This is a genomic window from Streptomyces sp. NPDC043680 (genome assembly GCF_056436685.1).
Window position 1 is genome coordinate 54667 of record NZ_JBWKCE010000021.1, and the last position, 18235, is coordinate 72901.

The 18235-nt window shown below is 71.5% G+C and carries 22 protein-coding genes; 21 read left to right on the top strand and 1 reads right to left on the bottom strand.

Going from position 1 to position 18235, the window contains the following annotated elements:
- Positions 1-124 precede the first annotated feature (124 nt).
- The 18 genes from proS (at position 125) to AC0666_RS29460 (ending at position 14710) form a co-directional block, all read left to right on the top strand.
- On the top strand, positions 125-1537 hold the full coding sequence (gene proS / locus AC0666_RS29375; protein ID WP_468581206.1) for a proline--tRNA ligase: 1413 nt from the start codon (positions 125-127) through the stop codon (positions 1535-1537).
- A gap of 221 nt (positions 1538-1758) precedes the next feature.
- Complete coding sequence (locus AC0666_RS29380; RefSeq protein ID WP_468581205.1) at positions 1759-2358, top strand: hypothetical protein; 600 nt, start codon at positions 1759-1761, stop codon at positions 2356-2358.
- Between the two features lie 255 nt (positions 2359-2613).
- Positions 2614-3051 (top strand): 30S ribosomal protein S16, encoded by a 438-nt coding sequence (gene rpsP / locus AC0666_RS29385; RefSeq protein ID WP_361724703.1) that lies wholly within the window; start codon positions 2614-2616, stop codon positions 3049-3051.
- Between the two features lie 2 nt (positions 3052-3053).
- The gene (locus AC0666_RS29390; protein WP_007266827.1) at positions 3054-3293 is read left to right on the top strand and encodes an RNA-binding protein; all 240 of its coding nucleotides are present in this window, start codon (positions 3054-3056) and stop codon (positions 3291-3293) included.
- Between the two features lie 76 nt (positions 3294-3369).
- Positions 3370-3933: a ribosome maturation factor RimM gene (gene rimM, locus AC0666_RS29395; protein WP_468963434.1), complete on the top strand. Its 564-nt coding sequence runs from the start codon at positions 3370-3372 to the stop codon at positions 3931-3933.
- Positions 3933-4754 carry a tRNA (guanosine(37)-N1)-methyltransferase TrmD gene (gene trmD, locus AC0666_RS29400; protein WP_468963435.1) on the top strand — a complete coding sequence of 274 codons (822 nt, stop codon included), beginning with the start codon at positions 3933-3935 and terminating at the stop codon, positions 4752-4754. The genes rimM and trmD overlap by 1 nt, the downstream gene beginning before the upstream one ends.
- A gap of 133 nt (positions 4755-4887) precedes the next feature.
- Positions 4888-5238, top strand: a complete 351-nt coding sequence (gene rplS, locus AC0666_RS29405) for a 50S ribosomal protein L19 (protein ID WP_356847732.1) — start codon at positions 4888-4890, stop codon at positions 5236-5238.
- Between the two features lie 44 nt (positions 5239-5282).
- Positions 5283-6041, top strand: a complete 759-nt coding sequence (gene lepB, locus AC0666_RS29410; protein ID WP_468963437.1) for a signal peptidase I — start codon at positions 5283-5285, stop codon at positions 6039-6041.
- A 31-nt stretch (positions 6042-6072) separates the two neighbouring features.
- Positions 6073-6897: a signal peptidase I gene (gene lepB, locus AC0666_RS29415; RefSeq protein ID WP_478708667.1), complete on the top strand. Its 825-nt coding sequence runs from the start codon at positions 6073-6075 to the stop codon at positions 6895-6897.
- A 111-nt stretch (positions 6898-7008) separates the two neighbouring features.
- Entirely contained in the window at positions 7009-7911 is a 903-nt protein-coding gene (gene lepB / locus AC0666_RS29420) for a signal peptidase I (RefSeq protein ID WP_468963439.1), read from the top strand.
- Between the two features lie 44 nt (positions 7912-7955).
- The gene (lepB, locus tag AC0666_RS29425) at positions 7956-8762 is read left to right on the top strand and encodes a signal peptidase I (RefSeq protein WP_468963440.1); all 807 of its coding nucleotides are present in this window, start codon (positions 7956-7958) and stop codon (positions 8760-8762) included.
- Positions 8752-9258, top strand: coding sequence for an NUDIX hydrolase (locus tag AC0666_RS29430; RefSeq protein ID WP_468581197.1), 507 nt, complete (start codon positions 8752-8754; stop codon positions 9256-9258). Before lepB (AC0666_RS29425) ends, AC0666_RS29430 begins: the two co-directional genes overlap by 11 nt.
- Before the next feature lie 55 nt (positions 9259-9313).
- Positions 9314-9622, top strand: a complete 309-nt coding sequence (locus AC0666_RS29435) for a DUF2469 domain-containing protein (RefSeq protein ID WP_179178094.1) — start codon at positions 9314-9316, stop codon at positions 9620-9622.
- A 137-nt stretch (positions 9623-9759) separates the two neighbouring features.
- Positions 9760-10131 carry a YraN family protein gene (locus tag AC0666_RS29440; RefSeq protein ID WP_361724724.1) on the top strand — a complete coding sequence of 124 codons (372 nt, stop codon included), beginning with the start codon at positions 9760-9762 and terminating at the stop codon, positions 10129-10131.
- Positions 10131-11765, top strand: coding sequence for a YifB family Mg chelatase-like AAA ATPase (locus tag AC0666_RS29445; RefSeq protein WP_478708668.1), 1635 nt, complete (start codon positions 10131-10133; stop codon positions 11763-11765). Before AC0666_RS29440 ends, AC0666_RS29445 begins: the two co-directional genes overlap by 1 nt.
- An 80-nt stretch (positions 11766-11845) precedes the next feature.
- On the top strand, positions 11846-13054 hold the full coding sequence (dprA, locus tag AC0666_RS29450; protein WP_468963442.1) for a DNA-processing protein DprA: 1209 nt from the start codon (positions 11846-11848) through the stop codon (positions 13052-13054).
- A gap of 209 nt (positions 13055-13263) precedes the next feature.
- Positions 13264-14100 carry an RNA polymerase sigma factor WhiG gene (gene whiG / locus AC0666_RS29455; RefSeq protein WP_468581194.1) on the top strand — a complete coding sequence of 279 codons (837 nt, stop codon included), beginning with the start codon at positions 13264-13266 and terminating at the stop codon, positions 14098-14100.
- Between the two features lie 52 nt (positions 14101-14152).
- Entirely contained in the window at positions 14153-14710 is a 558-nt protein-coding gene (locus AC0666_RS29460; RefSeq protein ID WP_478708679.1) for a TetR/AcrR family transcriptional regulator, read from the top strand.
- On the opposite strand, the gene AC0666_RS29465 is transcribed toward AC0666_RS29460, so the two are convergent.
- On the bottom strand, positions 14707-15168 hold the full coding sequence (locus AC0666_RS29465; protein WP_468963443.1) for a M23 family metallopeptidase: 462 nt from the start codon (positions 15166-15168) through the stop codon (positions 14707-14709). The genes AC0666_RS29460 and AC0666_RS29465 overlap by 4 nt on opposite strands.
- 252 nt (positions 15169-15420) lie before the next feature.
- Here AC0666_RS29465 and rpsB point away from each other — a divergent pair, with 252 nt between their 5' ends.
- The 3 genes from rpsB (at position 15421) to pyrH (ending at position 18232) form a co-directional block, all read left to right on the top strand.
- The gene (gene rpsB, locus AC0666_RS29470) at positions 15421-16317 is read left to right on the top strand and encodes a 30S ribosomal protein S2 (RefSeq protein ID WP_478708669.1); all 897 of its coding nucleotides are present in this window, start codon (positions 15421-15423) and stop codon (positions 16315-16317) included.
- 135 nt (positions 16318-16452) lie between these two features.
- The gene (gene tsf / locus AC0666_RS29475; RefSeq protein WP_356847748.1) at positions 16453-17289 is read left to right on the top strand and encodes a translation elongation factor Ts; all 837 of its coding nucleotides are present in this window, start codon (positions 16453-16455) and stop codon (positions 17287-17289) included.
- A gap of 163 nt (positions 17290-17452) precedes the next feature.
- Positions 17453-18232 carry a UMP kinase gene (gene pyrH, locus AC0666_RS29480; protein ID WP_030162523.1) on the top strand — a complete coding sequence of 260 codons (780 nt, stop codon included), beginning with the start codon at positions 17453-17455 and terminating at the stop codon, positions 18230-18232.
- Positions 18233-18235: the final 3 nt, after the last annotated feature.

An 18235-nucleotide genomic window follows, 5' to 3' on the forward strand; every position in this document is an offset into this window, starting at 1 on the left:
GCGCTCCTGATTCCTTGTCGCCCCCTTGCCCCCGTTGCCAGAGAACTCCCCATTCGCCCCCGCGTCCAGAGGAGTGCGCCACCCGATTCACGCTCGACGCGCCCGGCGCCGTACCATTCGCGCCATGGCAAAGGCTCCCGTTCTCACCCCCCAGGCGGAGGATTTCCCCCGCTGGTACCAGGATCTGATCAACAAGGCCGAGCTGGCCGACAACGGCCCGGTGCGCGGCACCATGGTCATCCGGCCGTACGGCTACGGCCTGTGGGAGCGGATGCAGCAGGAGATGGACGCGCGCATCAAGGACGCGGGCGCCCAGAACGCGTACTTCCCGCTGTTCATCCCGCAGTCGTACCTGACGAGGGAAGCGGAGCACGTCGAGGGCTTCGCCCCCGAGCTCGCGGTCGTCACGCACGGCGGGGGCAAGGAGCTCGAAGAGCCGGTCGTGGTCCGCCCGACCTCCGAGACGATCATCAACGACTACTTCTCCAAGTGGGTGCAGAGCTACCGCGACCTGCCGCTGCTGATCAACCAGTGGGCCAACGTGGTCCGCTGGGAGATGCGCCCGCGCGTGTTCCTGCGCACGAGCGAGTTCCTGTGGCAGGAGGGCCACACGGCCCACGCCACCTACGAGGACGCCCGCGACTACGCCGCCCGGATCCACCGCGACGTCTACGGCGACTTCATGACGAACGTGCTCGGCATCGACGTCGTGCTCGGCCGCAAGACCGCGAAGGAGCGCTTCGCCGGCGCCATCAACACCCTGACGCTTGAGGGCATGATGGGCGACGGCAAGGCCCTCCAGATGGGCACGAGCCACGAGCTCGGCACCAACTTCGCCAAGGCCTTCCAGACGCAGTACCTGTCGAAGGAGGGCAAGCAGGAGCTCGTCTGGCAGACCTCCTGGGGCGTCTCCACCCGCATGGTCGGCGGTCTGATCATGTCCCACGGCGACGACAACGGCCTTCGGGTCCCGCCGCGCCTCGCGCACGTCCAGGTCGTCGTCATGGCGATCAAGGGCGACGAGGCCGTCGCGAAGGTCCGCGAGCTGGGCGACCAGCTGAAGGCGGCCGGCCTCCGGGTCCAGGTCGACGACCGCGTCGACACCCCCTTCGGCCGCCGCGCCGTGGACTGGGAGCTCAAGGGCGTACCGGTCCGCATCGAGATCGGCCCCCGCGACCTGGAGGCCGGCACCGCGATGCTGGCCCGCCGGATCCCGGGCGGCAAGGAGGCCGTCCAGATCGCCTCCCTCGTGGACCTGCTGCCCAAGGTGCTCGACGAGGACCAGGCGCAGCTGCTGCGCGAGTCCCGTGAGCGCCGGGAGGCCCGCACCTCCGACGTCCGCACCATCGAGGAGGCCGCCGAGGCCGCCGTCGCCGGTGGCTGGGCGCGGATCCCGTGGGCCGACCTCGGCCCCGAGGGCGAGGCCAAGCTCGGCGAGCAGGCCGTCTCCGTGCGCTGCCTCATCGCCGAGGACGGGTCGGTTCCGGAGGCGGACGACGCCCCGGGCACCCTCGCGATCGTCGCGCGCTCGTACTGATCGCCAGGTCGCCGACCGCTGACGACTGATGCGCCCCGGCGCGCGGCGCGAGCCGCGCGCCGGGGCCGTCGTCTTTCTGGACCTCGTTACGTACCGACTCCTCCTGGGATCGGCGCACCCGTCCTCGTCAGGACGCATGAGACTGAACTGACTGGTACGTGCAAAAAATTTGGAATGGCCCGGAATCGGAACACCAGGGCCCCTCGGCTCGTTGTCACGACGTGAGCACGACACCACCTGTTCTCGCCGCAGAGCTGGCGCAGGCGTGGGCCGATATTCAGCGGTACCACCCCGAGCTGCCTGACCTTGCCGCGCCCGAGTCCCTGATCGGAGAGTCCTCGTCCGCATGCGGCGGCGCACTCTCCTTCGAGCGACTGCTGCACGAGGCAGTCCACGGCATCGCCGCCGCCCGCGGAGTGCGCGACACCTCCCGAGCCGGCCGCTACCACAACCGCAGATTCCTCGCGATCGCCGAGGAGATGGGGCTGGACCATTCGGACGAGCCGCATGCGAGCAGCGGCTTCTCTCTGGTCTCGCTCACTCCCGAGGCGAAGCGGCGCTACCGCCCCACCATGGAGCGGCTCCAGCGCGCGCTGAAGGCGCACACCGCCGCCACGTCTGCCGACACCAAGCGCAGCTTCCGCGGGCCCGCCGCCCGGCACGGCTCCTCCGGCGGAGGGGTGCGCGTCAAGGCGGTCTGCGATTGCGGGCGCAATGTGCGGGTGGTCCCGTCCGTACTGGCCCAGGCGCCGATCGTGTGCGGCGGCTGCATGAAGCCGTTCCGCATCCCCGAGGCCGCGGTCCCGGCCCTGGCTTCCTGAGCGGGCCGCACGGACCGGACAGGGAACGGCAGGGCGCCGAGGGGGCGTACGGGCCGCAGGGGCGTGCGGGCATGCCCCTGCTCGCCCTCCCCGCGTGAAGCGCTGCAGGCATGTGGCACAATGGCAAGCTGTACTCGACAGTCGCACAGGACCCCTCTCTCCTCCGGCTGACGCGTCCATCGGGCACCCGAGTACCGCAACCCCACGTGGCATCTCATGTGCCCAACCACGTCAAGTTCAGGAGACACCACTCCAGTGGCAGTCAAGATCAAGCTCAAGCGCCTCGGCAAGATTCGCCAGCCGCACTACCGCATCGTCGTCGCCGACGCCCGCACCCGCCGGGACGGTCGCGCGATCGAGGAGATCGGTATCTACCAGCCGACCTACAACCCGTCGCGCATCGAGGTCAACGCCGAGCGTGCGCAGTACTGGCTGTCCGTCGGCGCCCAGCCCACCGAGGCTGTGCTCGCCATCCTGAAGCTGACCGGTGACTGGCAGGCGCACAAGGGCCTCCCGGCCCCCGCGCCGCTGCTGCAGCCGGCGACGAAGGAAGACAAGCGTCGCTCCTTCGACGAGTTCGCCAAGGCCCTTGAGGGCGTCGGCGAGGGCAAGGGCGAGGCCATCACGCAGAAGAAGAAGGCCGACAAGAAGGCGGACGAGGCTGAGGCCACCGCCGAGTCGACCGAGGCCTGAGCATGCTCGAGGAGGCTCTTGAGCACCTCGTGAAGGGCATTGTGGACAACCCCGACGACGTGCAGGTCGCCTCGCGCAACCTGCGTCGCGGGCAGGTGCTTGAGGTCCGGGTCCACCCCGACGACCTCGGAAAGGTGATCGGCCGCAACGGCCGCACCGCACGTGCCCTGCGTACCGTCGTGGGCGCCATCGGCGGCCGGGGGATCCGCGTCGACCTCGTCGACGTGGACCAGGTCCGCTGAGCAGTTGAATCACCGGCACGGGCCGGGGAGGGCATACGTGCCCGCCCCGGCCCGTCGTCGTCTGAACAGGAGAGACATGCAGCTGGTAGTCGCGCGGATCGGCCGCGCCCACGGGATCAAGGGTGAGGTCACCGTCGAGGTGCGGACCGACGAGCCGGAGCTGCGGCTCGGGCCCGGCGCCGTACTCCAGACCGAGCCGGCTTCGGCGGGACCGCTGACCATCGAGACCGGCCGGGTCCACAGCGGCCGGCTCCTGCTCCGCTTCGAGGGCGTCAAGGACCGCACCGCCGCCGAGGCGCTGCGCAACACCCTGCTCATCGCCGAGGTGGACCCCTCGGAGCTGCCGGAGGAGGAGGACGAGTACTACGACCACCAGCTGATGGACCTGGACGTGGTACTGGAGGACGGCACCGAGATCGGCCGGATCACCGAGATCTCCCACCTCCCCTCGCAGGACCTCTTCATCGTCGAACGGCCGGACGGCACCGAGGTGATGATCCCCTTCGTCGAGGAGATCGTCGCCGAGATCGACCTGGAGGAGCAGCGCTGTGTCATCACCCCGCCGCCGGGGCTGATCGACGACCGTGCCGAGATCGTGTCCACGCGTGACAACGGGGCCGAGGCCGGGGAAGAAGCCTGATGCGTCTCGACGTCGTCACGATCTTCCCCGAGTACCTGGAGCCGCTGGACGTCTCCCTCGTCGGCAAGGCAAGGGCCCGCGGGCAGCTCGACGTACACGTCCACGACCTGCGGGACTGGACCTACGACCGGCACAACACGGTCGACGACACCCCGTACGGCGGCGGGCCCGGCATGGTAATGAAGACCGGGCCCTGGGGCGAGGCCCTCGACGAGGCGCTGGCCGACGGCTACGAGTCCGGCGCGCACGGGCCGGTCATGGTCGTCCCCACGCCCAGCGGCCGCCCGTTCACCCAGGAACTGGCCGTCGAACTCTCCGAGCGGCCCTGGCTCATCTTCACGCCGGCCCGGTACGAGGGCATCGACCGCCGGGTCATGGACGAGTACGCCACGCGGATGCCCGTCTACGAGGTCTCCATCGGCGACTACGTGCTGGCGGGCGGCGAGGCCGCCGTCCTGGTGATCACCGAGGCCGTGGCCCGGCTGCTGCCCGGAGTGCTCGGCAACGCCGATTCGCACCGCGACGACTCCTTCGCGCCCGGCGAGATGGAGAACCTGCTGGAGGGGCCGGTCTACACGAAGCCCCCGGAGTGGCGCGGCCGGGGCATCCCCGAGGTGCTGCTCAGCGGCCACCACGGGAAGATCGCCCGCTGGCGCCGGGACGAGGCCTTTCGCCGGACCGCGCAGAACCGTCCCGACCTGATCGAGCGCTGCGAGGCCTCCGCCTTCGACAAGAAGGACCGGGAGATGCTGAGCATCCTGGGCTGGAAGCCGACCGCCGACGGCCGATTTTGGCGCAGGCCCGACGCCGTGGAAGAATAGGCGGCTGCTGTGTGCTCGCGTACGCCCCTGCCACAGGGGGACCGTCGTACGCGGAGTGGCCCAGCTCCCGAATTCTCTACGGAAATCCGCACCGGCGACCTGTGGCGTCGTGCGAAGAAAGCAGACGAAGAACATGTCTCACCTGCTCGATGGCGTCAACGCCGCCTCGATCCGCTCCGACGTCCCGGCCTTCCGCCCGGGTGACACCGTCAACGTGCACGTCCGCGTGATCGAGGGCAACCGCTCCCGTATCCAGCAGTTCAAGGGCGTTGTCATCCGTCGCCAGGGCTCTGGCGTCTCCGAGACCTTCACCGTTCGCAAGGTCTCCTTCAGCGTCGGCGTGGAGCGCACCTTCCCGGTCAACTCCCCGATCTTCGAGAAGATCGAGCTCGTCACCCGCGGTGACGTGCGTCGCGCCAAGCTGTACTTCCTCCGTGAGCTCCGCGGCAAGGCCGCGAAGATCAAGGAGAAGCGCGACCGCTGATCTCCTCTCCGGTTCCCGGGGTCGGCCGGATAGGCTCGCCCCCGATGGACACCGAAGCAGAGCTCACACAGCGCGGCCACTCCTCTCCCGGCACGGGGGAGGGGCGGCCGCGTTTCGCTTTTTCCGGGCTGCGGGGGTTCATGACCTGGCGGCGGGCCGGCGTGCTCGGCGTCGTCTGCACGGCCTTCTTGCTGTTGTTCAGCAATTTCGTGGTGCAGCCCTTCCTGATCCCCAGCCGGTCGATGGAGCCGACGCTGAAGGTGGGGGACCGGGTGCTCGTGAACAAGCTGGCGTACCGTTTCGGCAGCCAGCCGGCGCGCGGCGACGTGGTGGTCTTCGACGGCACGGGCTCCTTCGTCCCGGAGCGGGCCGGCTCGGGCGCCAACCCGGTCGCCGGGGTCTTGGAGGGCGTGGGTTCGGCCTTCGGGCTCGGCGAGCCCTCGGACACCGACTTCGTGAAGCGGGTCGTGGGCGTCGGCGGCGACGACATCGTCTGCTGTGACGCAGGGGGCCGCATCAAGGTCAACGGGGTGGCGCTGGCCGAGCCGTACCTGTACCCCGGCGACGCCCCCTCGAAAGTGCCCTTCCGGATCGTCGTACCCCTGGGCACGCTGTGGGTGATGGGTGATCATCGTTCCCAGTCCCGGGACTCCCGGGACCACCTGGGGGAGCCGGGCGGGGGGATGGTGCCGGTGGAGAAGGTGATCGGGCGGGCCGACTGGGTCGGCTGGCCGGTCTCGCGCTGGGGTACGACGCGTCAGGGCGCGGCGGCCGCCGCCGGTCTCGGCGGCGGGCATGGGTAGCCGGGGCCGCCCGCGCGGCGGGCGGGAGCCGTTGCCCGAGCCGGAGCCCGAGCCGGTTCCGCCGGTGGCCGCGGTGGAGGGCGGCGGGCGGGCCGAGCGGCGCCGACTGGCCCGCCGGGTGCGGCGGCGCAGGCGTACCCGCCGGGTGGGCGAGGTGCCGCTGCTGGTGGTGGTGGCCCTGTGCATCGCCCTCCTCCTCAAGACCTTCCTGGTGCAGGCCTTCTTCATCCCGTCCGGGTCCATGGAGCAGACGATCCGGATCGGCGACCGGGTGCTGGTGGACAAGCTGACCCCCTGGTTCGGCTCCAAGGTGCAGCGCGGCGACGTGGTCGTGTTCAAGGACCCGGGCGGCTGGCTCAAGGGGGAGGCGGCGCGTCCCGCCTCCGACCCGGTCGGCGTCAAGCAGGTCAAGCAGACGCTGACCTTCATCGGCCTGCTGCCCTCGGCCGACGAACAGGACCTGATCAAGCGGGTCATCGGGGTCGGCGGCGACACCGTCCGGTGCTGCGACGCCAAGGGCCGTGTGACCGTCAACGGCTCGCCGCTGGACGAGCCGTACGTCAATCCCGGCAACTCGCCCTCCGACATCCGCTTCGAGGTGCAGGTGCCGGCCAGGCGGCTGTTCGTCATGGGCGACCACCGGGCCAACTCGGCGGACTCGCGCTTCCACCTCGACGAGCCCTTCCAGGGCACCATCGACGAGAAGGGCGTGGTGGGTCAGGCGGTGGTGATCGCATGGCCGTTCGACCACTGGCGGCGGCTGGATCAGCCCGCGACCTTCCGTACGGTGCCCGATCAGGCACGCAGTGGGCGACGCGGCCGCCGGGCGCGCCGCCGGACCGCGCCGTTCGCATAGTGTGTCCTGGGTCTCCCGCGCCTTAGGGAACTCCCGCTCGTTAGGGGAGGGGAGGGCCCGTGTCCGATCGGCGCGGGCGGCGATTCCGAGTGAGGAGTGGATGTGGGGGATGTGGCGGTAGGCGCGCGATCCGGACGCGACGAAGGCGAGGAGCGGCCGGACGATGCCGTCGAGCGCGAGACCGGGAAGGACGGCGAGGAAGCCGCGGCGCGCCCGCACCGGTCCTTCTGGAAGGAGCTCCCGCTCCTCGTCGGTATCGCCCTGCTGCTGGCCCTGCTGATCAAGACCTTCCTGGTCCAGGCGTTCTCGATCCCGTCCGAGTCGATGCAGAACACCCTGCAGCGCGGCGACCGGGTGCTGGTGGACAAGCTGACCCCGTGGTTCGGCTCGGAGCCCGAGCGCGGTGAGGTCGTGGTCTTCCACGACCCGGCGAACTGGCTGTCCGGTGAGCCCACCCCGGAGCCGAACTTCGCGCAGCAGATCCTCAGCAAGATCGGCCTGATGCCGTCGGCCGACGAGAAGGACCTGATCAAGCGGACCATCGCCATCGGCGGTGACACGGTCGAGTGCAAGAAGGGGGGACCGGTCGTCGTCAACGGCAAGCCGCTCGACGAGCCGTACATCTTCCCCGGCAACACTCCCTGTGACGACGCCCCCTTCGGCCCGATCACCGTCCCCAAGGGCAAGATCTGGGTCATGGGCGACCACCGGCAGAACTCGCAGGACTCCCGCTACCACATGCAGGACTCCACCCAGGGCTTCGTGCCGGTCGACAAGGTGGTCGGGCGGGCCGTGGTGGTCGCGTGGCCGGTCACCCGCTGGGCGACCCTGCCCGTCCCGGAGACCTTCGACCAGCCGGGCATCGGCCACCAGGCCGCGGCCGCGGCCCTCGGCCTGGGGGCCTCGGGCCTGGCTCCGGTCGGGCTCGGTCCTGCCGCACTGGGGCTGACCGGCGCCGTGCCGCTCGTGATGTGGCGCAGGCGGAGGCTGACCTCCGGGCGTACCGGCAGGTAGGGTGCCGCCCAGGTCGTCGATCCCGAAAGTGTGGGGGCGCTGCAATGGGTGGAACGCAAGACAGCGGTACGGAGCACATACGCAGGGCCAAGGGTGGCCGCGGCGGTCTCGGCAACGTGATGTCGGGAGTTGCCGTGGCCATCGGCTTCGTGCTCTTCCTGGGCGGCTTCGTGTGGGGCGCGTTCGTGTACCAGCCGTACACCGTGCCCACCGACTCGATGATGCCGACCGTCAAGCCCGGCGACCGGGTCCTCGCCCAGCGGATCGACGGCGGCGAGGTGCGCCGCGGGGACGTGGTCATCTTTACTGATGCCATGTGGAGTGACTCGCCCATGGTCAAGCGGGTCGTCGGCATCGGCGGGGACACCGTGAAGTGCTGCGGCCAGGGCGGCAGGCTGACGGTCAACGGCAAGGAGCTCGACGAGCCGTACATCGAGCACACGCCGAAGCCGGAGCCTGGGGCCGAGGGTACGGCGGCGGGGATCCCCGGGGCGGCCTCGAACACCCCGTTCGAGGTGACGGTGCCCGAGGGCAACCTGTTCCTGCTGGGCGACCGGCGTTCCGCCTCCCTGGACTCCCGGGCGCACCTGCAGGAGGCCGGCCAGGGGACGGTGGCCCGCTCGACGGTGCATGCCCGCGTCGACGCCCTGGCCTGGCCCTCGATGAGCATGCTCGAACGCCCCGGGACGTACGCCGCCCTGCCCGGCGGGACCTCGCGGCCCGGACCGCTGCGGCTCCAGCTCGCGGCCGTGGCCGCCGGGGCCGCGCTGGTGGTGCTGGGAGCGGCGTACGGCCCCCTCGTACGGGTCCTGGGGCGCGGGCGGCGGGGGGCGCGGGCCGGTGCCCGCTGACCCGGCCGCGGCGGGCGGCCCCCGCAAGGTGTCCCGGGTGATCCTCCTGGACCCCGAGGACCGGATCCTCCTGCTGCACGGCTTCGAACCGGACGACCCGGCCGACACGTGGTGGTTCACCCCGGGCGGAGGGCTGGAGGGCGGGGAGACCCGGGAACAGGCCGCCCTGAGGGAGCTCGCCGAGGAAACCGGGATCACCGAGGTGGAGCTGGGGCCGCTGCTGTGGCGCCGGTACTGCTCCTTCCCCTTCGACGGGCGGCGCTGGGAGCAGGACGAGTGGTACTACCTGGCCAGAACGACCCAGACGCGCACCGAGATGGGCGGGCTGACCGAGCTGGAGAGGCGCAGCATGGCCGGGGCGAGATGGTGGACTTCCGAGGAACTTCTCGCGGCCCGTGAGACGGTGTACCCGACCAGACTCGCCGAGCTGCTCCGGACGCTGCTCGACAACGGCCCTCCTGGTGCGCCGGTGGTCCTGGCCCCGGAAATCGCTTAGGGGCGAACGGGCCTGGCGCACAATAGGGGGACGCACGGCTGAAGGGGAACATGCCATGAGCGCCGAGGACCTCGAAAAGTACGAGACCGAGATGGAGCTGAAGCTCTATCGGGAGTACCGCGACGTCGTCGGGCTGTTCAAGTACGTGATCGAGACGGAACGTCGTTTCTACCTGACGAACGACTACGAGATGCAGGTGCACTCGGTCCAGGGGGAGGTGTTCTTCGAGGTCACCATGGCCGACGCCTGGGTGTGGGACATGTACCGGCCGGCCCGCTTCGTCAAGCAGGTGCGGGTGCTGACCTTCAAGGACGTGAACATCGAGGAGCTCAACAAGACCGATCTGGAGCTCCCGGGCAGCTGATCCGCGGCGCGCGGCCGCTCACCCCAGGGGTCCGTCCCCCGCAGGAGTGAGCGGGTTGTCCACAATGGCCCGGCTGTCCACCAAGATCCACTCGGTGGACGGCCGCGCGGCATCGTCGGTGCCGGAGGTGGTGCCGGATGAACGCGAAGGGCGTGGCACAGCAGGCATTGGGGCGGTACGGCGAGGAGCTCGCGGCCCGGCGGCTCACCGAGGCCGGGATGACGGTGATCGCCAGGAACTGGCGGTGCCGCAGCGGGGAGATCGACATCGTCGCGCGGGACGGGGACGCCCTCGTCGTGTGCGAGGTCAAGACCCGCCGGGCGGGTGACTTCGAGCACCCCATGGCCGCCGTCCGCCCGGGCAAGGCCGAGCGGTTACGCCGACTCGCCGGCCGCTGGCTCGCCGACCACGGCGGGCCGCCCGCGGGCGGGGTGCGCATCGACCTGGTGGGGGTCCTGCTGCCGCGGCGCGGTGCGCCCGTGGTGGAGCACGTCAGGGGGGTGGCCTGATGGGGTTCGCGCGGGCCTGCTCGGTGGCCCTGGTGGGCGTCGACGGCGTGGTGGTCGAGGTCCAGGCCGATCTGGAGCCCGGGGTCGCCGCTTTCACCCTGGTGGGACTGCCCGACAAGACCCTGGTCGAGAGCCGGGACCGGGTGCGGGCCGCCATCGTGAACTCGGGGGCGGCGTGGCCGCAGAAGAAGCTGACGGTCGGGCTCAGCCCCGCCTCCGTGCCGAAAGCGGGTGCGGGCTTCGATCTGGCGGTGGCGGTGGCCGTGCTGGGCGCCGCCGAGGTGCTCGACCCCGGGGTGATCGCCGACCTGGTGCTCATCGGGGAGCTGGGGCTGGACGGCCGGGTGCGTCCGGTGCGGGGCATCCTCCCGGCGGTTCTCGCCGCCGCCGACGCGGGGTACCGCCATGTGGTCGTGCCCCAGCAGTGCGCCGCCGAGGCCATGCTCGTCCCGGACGTCTCCGTGCTCGGGGTGCGCAGCCTGCGCCAGCTGATCGCGGTCCTGACCGACACGGCCGTACCGGAGGAGGATCCGCCGGAGCCGCCGGGGCGCCCGGACCCGATGCTGGCGGGCCTGGTGGTCCCGGGTGCGGGACTCGGGACGGGGATCACCCGCGAGCGGGCCGCGGGCGGGGGCGCGCCGGACTTCCCCGACCTCGCGGACGTCGCCGGTCAGTACGGCGCCCGCAGGGCCCTGGAGGTGGCCGCTTCAGGGGGCCACCACCTCTTCCTCAGCGGGCCCCCGGGCGCGGGCAAGACGATGCTGGCCGAGCGGATCCCCTGGGTCATGCCGCCGCTCACCCGCCAGGACTCCCTGGAGGTCACGGCCGTCCACTCGGTCGCGGGAATCCTGCCGCCCGGCGAACCCCTCGTCGCGCGGCCCCCGTACTGCGCGCCCCACCACTCGGCCACCATGCAGTCCCTGGTCGGCGGCGGGGCCGGGGTGCCGAGGCCGGGGGCGGTCTCCCTGGCTCACCGGGGGGTGCTCTTCCTCGACGAGGCCGCGGAGTTCAGTGCCAAAGCGCTGGACGCGCTGCGCCAGCCCCTCGAATCGGGGCACGTGGTCATCGCCCGGGCCGCCGGGGTGGTGCGGCTGCCGGCCGCCTTCCTGCTGGTGCTCGCGGCGAACCCCTGCCCGTGCGTGCGGCACACCCTGCACGGCACCGGATGCGACTGCCCGCCCTCGGTGGTCCGGCGCTACCAGGCCAGGCTGTCGGGCCCGCTGCTCGACCGGGTCGACCTGCGGGTGGCGGTCGAGCCCGTCACCCGCGCCGACCTGCTCGGACGCGGCGGGCGGGGGGAGGACACCGCCGCCGTCGCCGAGCGGGTGCGGGAGGCGCGTGACCGGGCCGCCTCCCGGCTCGCCGACACTCCCTGGCGGCTCAACGCCGAGGTGCCCGGGCACGAGCTGCGGACCCGCTGGCAGGCCGCCCCGGGCGCGCTGGCCCAGGCCGAGCGGGACATGGAGCGCGGGCTGCTCACCGCCCGCGGCCTGGACCGGGTCCTCCGGGTCGCCTGGACGGTGGCCGACCTGCGCGGGCGGGACCGGCCCGACGCGCTGGACGTGGCGGTCGCCCTGGAACTGCGGACCGGTGTGGCCCGCGGGGCGGCCCTGGCCACGGGACCCGGGTCATGACCGGCCGCAGCCCCGGCCGGCGCGCGGCTGCCCCGGGCGGTCCCGGGCCCGGGGGAGGGCAGCCGCTCGGAGCGCCCGGGATGCCGGTCGGTTCGGGCGGTGCGCGGGCCGCGGCCGGGCCGGGCGCCGCTGCGGAGGACGAGAGGGAGGCCCGGGCCGCGCTGACCCGGGTGCTGGAGCCCGGCGAGGAACACGGCGGGCGCTGGCTGCGCGAGCACGGCGCCGTCGGGCTGATACGGCTGCTGACCGGCCCCGAACCGGAGGTGCTGACCGGGGTGGGCAGGCAGCGGCTCGCGGGATACCGCAGACGGGCGGCGCTGGCGGACCCCGGCCGGGACCTCGCGTCCGCCGCCGAGTGGGGCGGCCGGTTCATCTGCCCCGGCTCCCCGCAGTGGCCGTCCCAGCTGGACGACCTCGGCGACGCCCGGCCCGTCGGCCTCTGGGTGCGGGGCCGCCCCGACCTGCGGACCTGGGCGCTGCGCTCGGTCGCCCTCGTCGGGGCCCGCGCGTGCACGCCGTACGGGGCGCACATGGCCCAGACCCTGGCCGCGGGCCTCGCCGAGCGGGGCTGGGTGGTGGTGTCCGGGGCGGCGTACGGGATCGACGCCGCCGCCCACCGCGGGGCGCTCGCCTCCGGCGGAGCCACCGCCGCGGTGCTGGCCTGCGGGGTGGACGTGGCCTACCCCCGCGGGCACACCGAGCTCCTCGGCCGGATCGCCGGGCAGGGGCTGGTGCTCGGGGAGCTGCCGCCGGGCAGCCACCCGACCCCCAGCCGGTTCGTCCTGCGCAACCGGGTCATCGCCGCCCTCACCCGGGGCACCGTCGTGGTGGAGGCGGCGCACCGCAGCGGGTCCCTGGTCACCGCCCGGCGGGCCGCGCAGCTCGGCCGCTTCACCATGGGCGTGCCCGGGCCGGCCACCAGCGGGCTCTCCGCGGGGGTGCACGAGCTGCTGCGCGGGGAGGCGGTGCTCATCACGGACGCCGCCGAGGTGGTCGAACTGGTGGGCGGCATGGGCGAGCTGGCCCCCGAGCGGCGCGGCCCCGTCCTCGCGCGCGACCTGCTGCACCGGGACACCGCGCGCGTACTGGAGGCGCTGCCGGCCGGCCGCCCCGCGCAGCTGGAGGAGCTCGCCCTCGCCGCGGGCACCGACACCGATGAAGTCATCGGCAGACTGTACGAACTTCACTCTCTGGGGTTCGTCGAACGGCAGGGCGACGGGTGGCGGTTGACCCCGCGCCCGCACGAGGCAGGCACACGAACCGGTGGCATCCGGCGAGGCGGTCATTGACCTGGGGTGTTCCGGTGAAAGAGTGAAGCCGATGAGAGACGCGGTCTTCCAGGTGGCAGCCGCCGGGACCGAGCGCCAGGCGCCGGTCCCGGGCCGCCCGCGCGAGCCGGACGGCCCGGTGGGCCCCGTGCGATCCCGTACTCTTCGCGCACCGCGACACTTCCGTCACGCTACGCTCCCAAGGAATCCGGCTCCGGCAAAGGCGAAGCATGCCCCAGCACACCTCAGGGTCTGACCGCGCAGCGGTGCCCCCCGCTGCCCGCGGCAGCGTGCGGTCCACCGCGCTCTCGTCCCTGGAGGCGCTGTGGCGCTCGTACAAGGACACGGGCGACGAACGGCTGCGGGAGCAGCTGATCCTGCACTACTCGCCGCTCGTGAAGTACGTGGCCGGCCGCGTCAGCGTGGGGCTGCCGCCCAACGTGGAGCAGGCCGACTTCGTCTCCTCCGGGGTGTTCGGACTGATCGACGCCATCGAGAAGTTCGACATCGACCGGTCCATCAAGTTCGAGACGTACGCGATCACCCGGATCCGCGGGGCGATGATCGACGAGCTGCGGGCGCTGGACTGGATCCCCCGCTCGGTCCGGCAGAAGGCCCGGGCCGTGGAGCGGGCGTACGCCACGCTCGAAGCCCAGTTGAGGCGCACCCCGACCGAGCACGAGGTCGCGGGCGAGATGGGCATCGGGGTGGAGGAACTCCACACGATCTTCAGCCAGTTGTCGCTGGCGAACGTGGTCGCCCTTGAGGAGCTGCTGCACGTAGGCGGAGAGGGCGGCGACCGCCTGTCGCTGATGGACACCCTGGAGGACACCGCCGCCGACGACCCGGTGGAAATCGCCGAGGACCGCGAGCTGCGCCGGCTGCTGGCCCGGGCCATCAACACGCTGCCCGAGCGGGAGAAGACCGTCGTGACCCTCTACTACTACGAGGGCCTGACGCTCGCCGAGATCGGCAATGTCCTCGGTGTGACCGAGAGCCGCGTCAGCCAGATCCACACCAAGTCGGTGCTCCAACTCCGCGCGAAACTGGCGGATGTCGGGCGGTGACCTTGCGGGACATCCGTAGAGTGGACGCGTGCCCAGGATTCGAGCGGCCTCCGTGGCCGAGCACCGGTCGATGCAGCGCGGCGCCCTGCTGGACGCCGCGCGCGCCCTGCTGTCCGAAGGCGGGACGGAAGCGCTGACCTTCCCCGCCCTGGCGGAGCGGACGGGCCTGGCCCGCTCCTCCGTGTACGAGTACTTCCGCTCCCGTGCCGCCGTGGTCGAAGAGCTGTGCGCGGTGGACTTCCCCGTCTGGGCCGCCGAGATCGAGGCCGCCATGGCGGCGGCGCCGACGCCGGAGGCGAAGATCGAGGCGTACGTGCGCAGCCAGCTGGAACTGGTGGGGGACCGGCGCCACCGGGCGGTGGTGGCCATCTCGGCCAGCGAGCTGGACGCGGGCGCCCGGCAGAAGATCCGCGCCGCGCACGGGCAGCTGGTGGAGATGATCGTGGAGGCTCTCGCGGCCCTCGGCCAGCAGCAGCCCCGGCTTGCCGCGATGCTGCTCCAGGGCGTGGTCGACGCGGCGGTGCGGCGGATCGAACGGGGCGCCGCCGAGAACCCGGACCAAGTGGCGGAGGCGGCGGTCTCCATGGCCCTGCGGGGCGTCCGGGGCTAACCCCGGCCCGCCGCCGGCAGCAGTCTCGGCGTCGGGCGGGGCAGGAGGGACAACGGGTTCAGGTAGGCCTCGCCCGACAGCAGGCCCCAGTGCAGGCACGGCTCCCCGCAGTGGGAGCCCTCCGTCAGTACGGCCACCACCTGGCCCGCCGTGACCTGCTCGCCCTCCGACACGAGCGGCCGGACCGGTTCGTACGTCGTGCGCAGGCCGCCCGGGAGGGTCAGAGACAGCACCCCGCGCCCGGCGACCAGCCCCGCGTAGTGGACCCGGCCCGGGCCCACCGCGCGGAGCTCCGCCCCCACCGGGGCGGCCAGATCCACCCCGCGGTGGCCCGCCGCGTACGGGGTCGGCGGCGGGTCCCACCAGCGGGCCACCACCAGTGGGGGCGGCAGCGGGCGGGCCCCCGGCGCGAGCGCCTGTGCCAAGGTCAGCAGCAGCGTGAGCAACAGAGTCGTCATGGTCCGAAGCATCCCGCGCACCTGCGCGGCGGGGCCCGGGGCTGTGGACGGAAGGCCGGGTGTGGACAACGGCGTCACCTGGCATACCGCCCGGTCCCGTACACTTCTTGTGGCGATCCGGGTCACCGGGTCGACTTCGCACGCCCCAGCACCAGCCGCTCAGGCAGGGTGCGAGCGCCTCTCGGTCCCCTTTCGGGGGCAGGGCGCGTCGGGGCGTCAGGAACCAGAACCGAGAAAACCAAGGAGATGGCCATGGCCGTCGTAACGATGCGGGAGCTGCTGGAGAGCGGCGTCCACTTCGGTCACCAGACCCGTCGCTGGAACCCGAAGATGAAGCGCTTCATCTTCACCGAGCGCAACGGCATCTACATCATCGACCTGCTCCAGTCGCTGTCGTACATCGACCGCGCCTACGAGTTCGTCAAGGAGACCGTTGCCCACGGCGGCTCCATCATGTTCGTCGGTACGAAGAAGCAGGCCCAGGAGGCCATCGCCGAGCAGGCGACGCGCGTCGGCATGCCGTACGTCAACCAGCGCTGGCTGGGTGGCATGCTCACCAACTTCTCCACCGTCTACAAGCGCCTCCAGCGTCTGAAGGAGCTTGAGGCGATCGACTTCGAGGACGTCGCCGCCTCGGGTCTCACCAAGAAGGAGCTCCTGGTCCTCTCCCGCGAGAAGGCCAAGCTGGAGAAGACCCTCGGTGGTATCCGCGAGATGTCGAAGGTCCCCAGCGCCGTCTGGATCGTCGACACCAAGAAGGAGCACATCGCCGTCGGTGAGGCGCGCAAGCTCCACATCCCGGTCGTCGCGATCCTCGACACCAACTGCGACCCCGACGAGGTCGACTACAAGATCCCGGGCAACGACGACGCGATCCGCTCCGTCACCCTGCTCACCCGCGTGATCGCCGACGCCGTCGCCGAGGGCCTCATCGCCCGCTCCGGCGCTGCGACCGGTGACTCGAAGCCGGGCGAGAAGGCCGCCGCCGAGCCGCTCGCCGAGTGGGAGCGCGACCTGCTTGAGGGCGAGAAGAAGGCCGACGCCGAGGCCGCCCCGGCCGAGGCTGCTGCCGAGGCTTCCGCTGCCGAGGCTTCCGCTGCCGAGGCTCCCGCCGCCGAGGCGCCGGCCGCCGACGCCGAGCAGGCCTGACCCACTGAGAGCGCCCGGCGTTCACGCGCCGGGCACTCGCAGCACGGACGATGACGGCGGGGGAGCCGCGCCACGAGCGCGCCTCCTCCGCCGTTCACCCGTAGATCTACGACTTCGAGAGAGAATCACAGACTCATGGCGAACTACACCGCCGCTGACGTCAAGAAGCTCCGCGAGCTCACCGGCGCCGGCATGCTGGACTGCAAGAACGCGCTGGTCGAGGCCGACGGTGACGTCGAGAAGGCCCAGGAAGCCCTCCGCATCAAGGGTCAGAAGGGCGTCGCCAAGCGCGAGGGCCGTTCTGCCGAGAACGGTGCCGTCGTCTCCCTGATCGCCGACGACAACACCTCCGGTGTCATCGTCGAGCTGAAGTGCGAGACGGACTTCGTCGCCAAGGGCGAGAAGTTCCTGGCCGTCGCCAACCAGCTGGCCGCGCACGTCGCCGCCACCTCCCCGGCCGACATCGAGGCGCTGCTCGCCTCCGAGATCGAGCCCGGCAAGACCGTCACCGCCTTCGTCGACGAGGCGAACGCCAACCTCGGCGAGAAGATCGTCCTGGACCGCTTCGCGCAGTTCACCGGCGGTTACGTCACGGCGTACATGCACCGCACCATGCCCGACCTGCCGTTCCAGATCGGTGTCCTGGTCGAGCTCGACAAGGAGAACGCCGAGGTCGCCCGCGGCGTCGCGCAGCACATCGCCGCGTTCGCCCCGCAGTGGCTCTCCGCCGAGGACGTCCCGGCCGAGAAGGTCGAGTCCGAGCGCCGCATCGCCGAAGAGGTCACCCGCGCGGAGGGCAAGCCCGAGGCTGCCATCGCCAAGATCGTCGAGGGTCGCGTCAACGGCTTCTTCAAGGAGGCCACCCTCCTCGGCCAGCCGTACGCCCTGGACAACAAGAAGTCCGTCCAGAAGGTCCTGGACGAGGCCGGCGTCACCCTGAAGCGCTTCTCGCGCATCAAGGTCGGCATCTGAGTCCGTCCGTACAACGACGGACACCGGACCCCGGTAGGGTCTGAAGCAGTCGTCCGCGTGCGCGCGGAACGACCGCAGATCTGACGAGGAGGCCATTGCCGCAGAGGGAACCGCGAGGACCCACCGGCAATGGCCTTCTTCGTATGTGCACGAGGAGATCTCCATGAATCAGGGCGTGGACCCCCACACCGCTTCCGACGACAAGAGCGACCACGACAAGAAGGGCCGCCGCTTCATGCTGAAGCTGTCCGGCGAGGCCTTCTCCGGCGGCGGAGGACTGGGCGTCGACCCCGACGTCGTCCATGCCATCGCCCGCGAGATCGCCGCGGTGGTCCGCGACGGCGCGGAGATCGCCGTCGTGATCGGCGGCGGCAACTTCTTCCGCGGCGCCGAACTCCAGCAGCGCGGCATGGACCGCGCCCGGTCCGACTACATGGGCATGCTCGGCACCGTCATGAACTGCCTCGCCCTCCAGGACTTCCTGGAGAAGGAAGGCATCGACTCCCGTGTGCAGACGGCCATCACCATGGGCCAGGTCGCGGAGCCGTACATCCCGCTGCGCGCCGTGCGCCACCTGGAGAAGGGCCGCGTCGTCATCTTCGGCGCCGGTATGGGCATGCCGTACTTCTCCACCGACACCACGGCTGCCCAGCGCGCCCTGGAGATCGACGCCGAGGCCCTGCTCATGGGCAAGAACGGCGTCGACGGCGTTTACGACTCCGACCCCAAGAAGAACCCCGACGCGGTGAAGTTCGACGCGCTGGAGTACAGCGAGGTGCTCTCCCGCGACCTCAAGGTCGCCGACGCCACCGCGATCACGCTGTGCCGTGACAACAAGCTGCCGATCCTCGTCTTCGAACTGCTCGCCGAGGGCAATATCGCCCGCGCCGTCAAGGGTGAGAAGATCGGCACGCTCGTCAGCGACCAGGGAACCCGGGCCTGAGCA

Bases quoted from the DNA above. Each gene is read 5' to 3' on its own strand.
- proS (WP_468581206.1), top strand. From the start codon at position 125: ATGGCAAAGGCTCCCGTTCTCACCCCCCAGGCGGAGGATTTCCCCCGC.
- AC0666_RS29390 (WP_007266827.1), top strand. From the start codon at position 3,054: ATGCTCGAGGAGGCTCTTGAGCACCTCGTGAAGGGCATTGTGGACAAC.
- rimM (WP_468963434.1), top strand. From the start codon at position 3,370: ATGCAGCTGGTAGTCGCGCGGATCGGCCGCGCCCACGGGATCAAGGGT.
- trmD (WP_468963435.1), top strand. From the start codon at position 3,933: ATGCGTCTCGACGTCGTCACGATCTTCCCCGAGTACCTGGAGCCGCTG.
- rplS (WP_356847732.1), top strand. From the start codon at position 4,888: ATGTCTCACCTGCTCGATGGCGTCAACGCCGCCTCGATCCGCTCCGAC.
- lepB (WP_468963437.1), top strand. From the start codon at position 5,283: ATGGACACCGAAGCAGAGCTCACACAGCGCGGCCACTCCTCTCCCGGC.
- lepB (WP_468963440.1), top strand. From the start codon at position 7,956: ATGGGTGGAACGCAAGACAGCGGTACGGAGCACATACGCAGGGCCAAG.
- AC0666_RS29435 (WP_179178094.1), top strand. From the start codon at position 9,314: ATGAGCGCCGAGGACCTCGAAAAGTACGAGACCGAGATGGAGCTGAAG.
- AC0666_RS29440 (WP_361724724.1), top strand. From the start codon at position 9,760: ATGAACGCGAAGGGCGTGGCACAGCAGGCATTGGGGCGGTACGGCGAG.
- AC0666_RS29445 (WP_478708668.1), top strand. From the start codon at position 10,131: ATGGGGTTCGCGCGGGCCTGCTCGGTGGCCCTGGTGGGCGTCGACGGC.
- dprA (WP_468963442.1), top strand. From the start codon at position 11,846: ATGCCGGTCGGTTCGGGCGGTGCGCGGGCCGCGGCCGGGCCGGGCGCC.
- whiG (WP_468581194.1), top strand. From the start codon at position 13,264: ATGCCCCAGCACACCTCAGGGTCTGACCGCGCAGCGGTGCCCCCCGCT.
- AC0666_RS29465 (WP_468963443.1), bottom strand. From the start codon at position 15,168: ATGACGACTCTGTTGCTCACGCTGCTGCTGACCTTGGCACAGGCGCTC.
- rpsB (WP_478708669.1), top strand. From the start codon at position 15,421: ATGGCCGTCGTAACGATGCGGGAGCTGCTGGAGAGCGGCGTCCACTTC.
- tsf (WP_356847748.1), top strand. From the start codon at position 16,453: ATGGCGAACTACACCGCCGCTGACGTCAAGAAGCTCCGCGAGCTCACC.
- pyrH (WP_030162523.1), top strand. From the start codon at position 17,453: ATGAATCAGGGCGTGGACCCCCACACCGCTTCCGACGACAAGAGCGAC.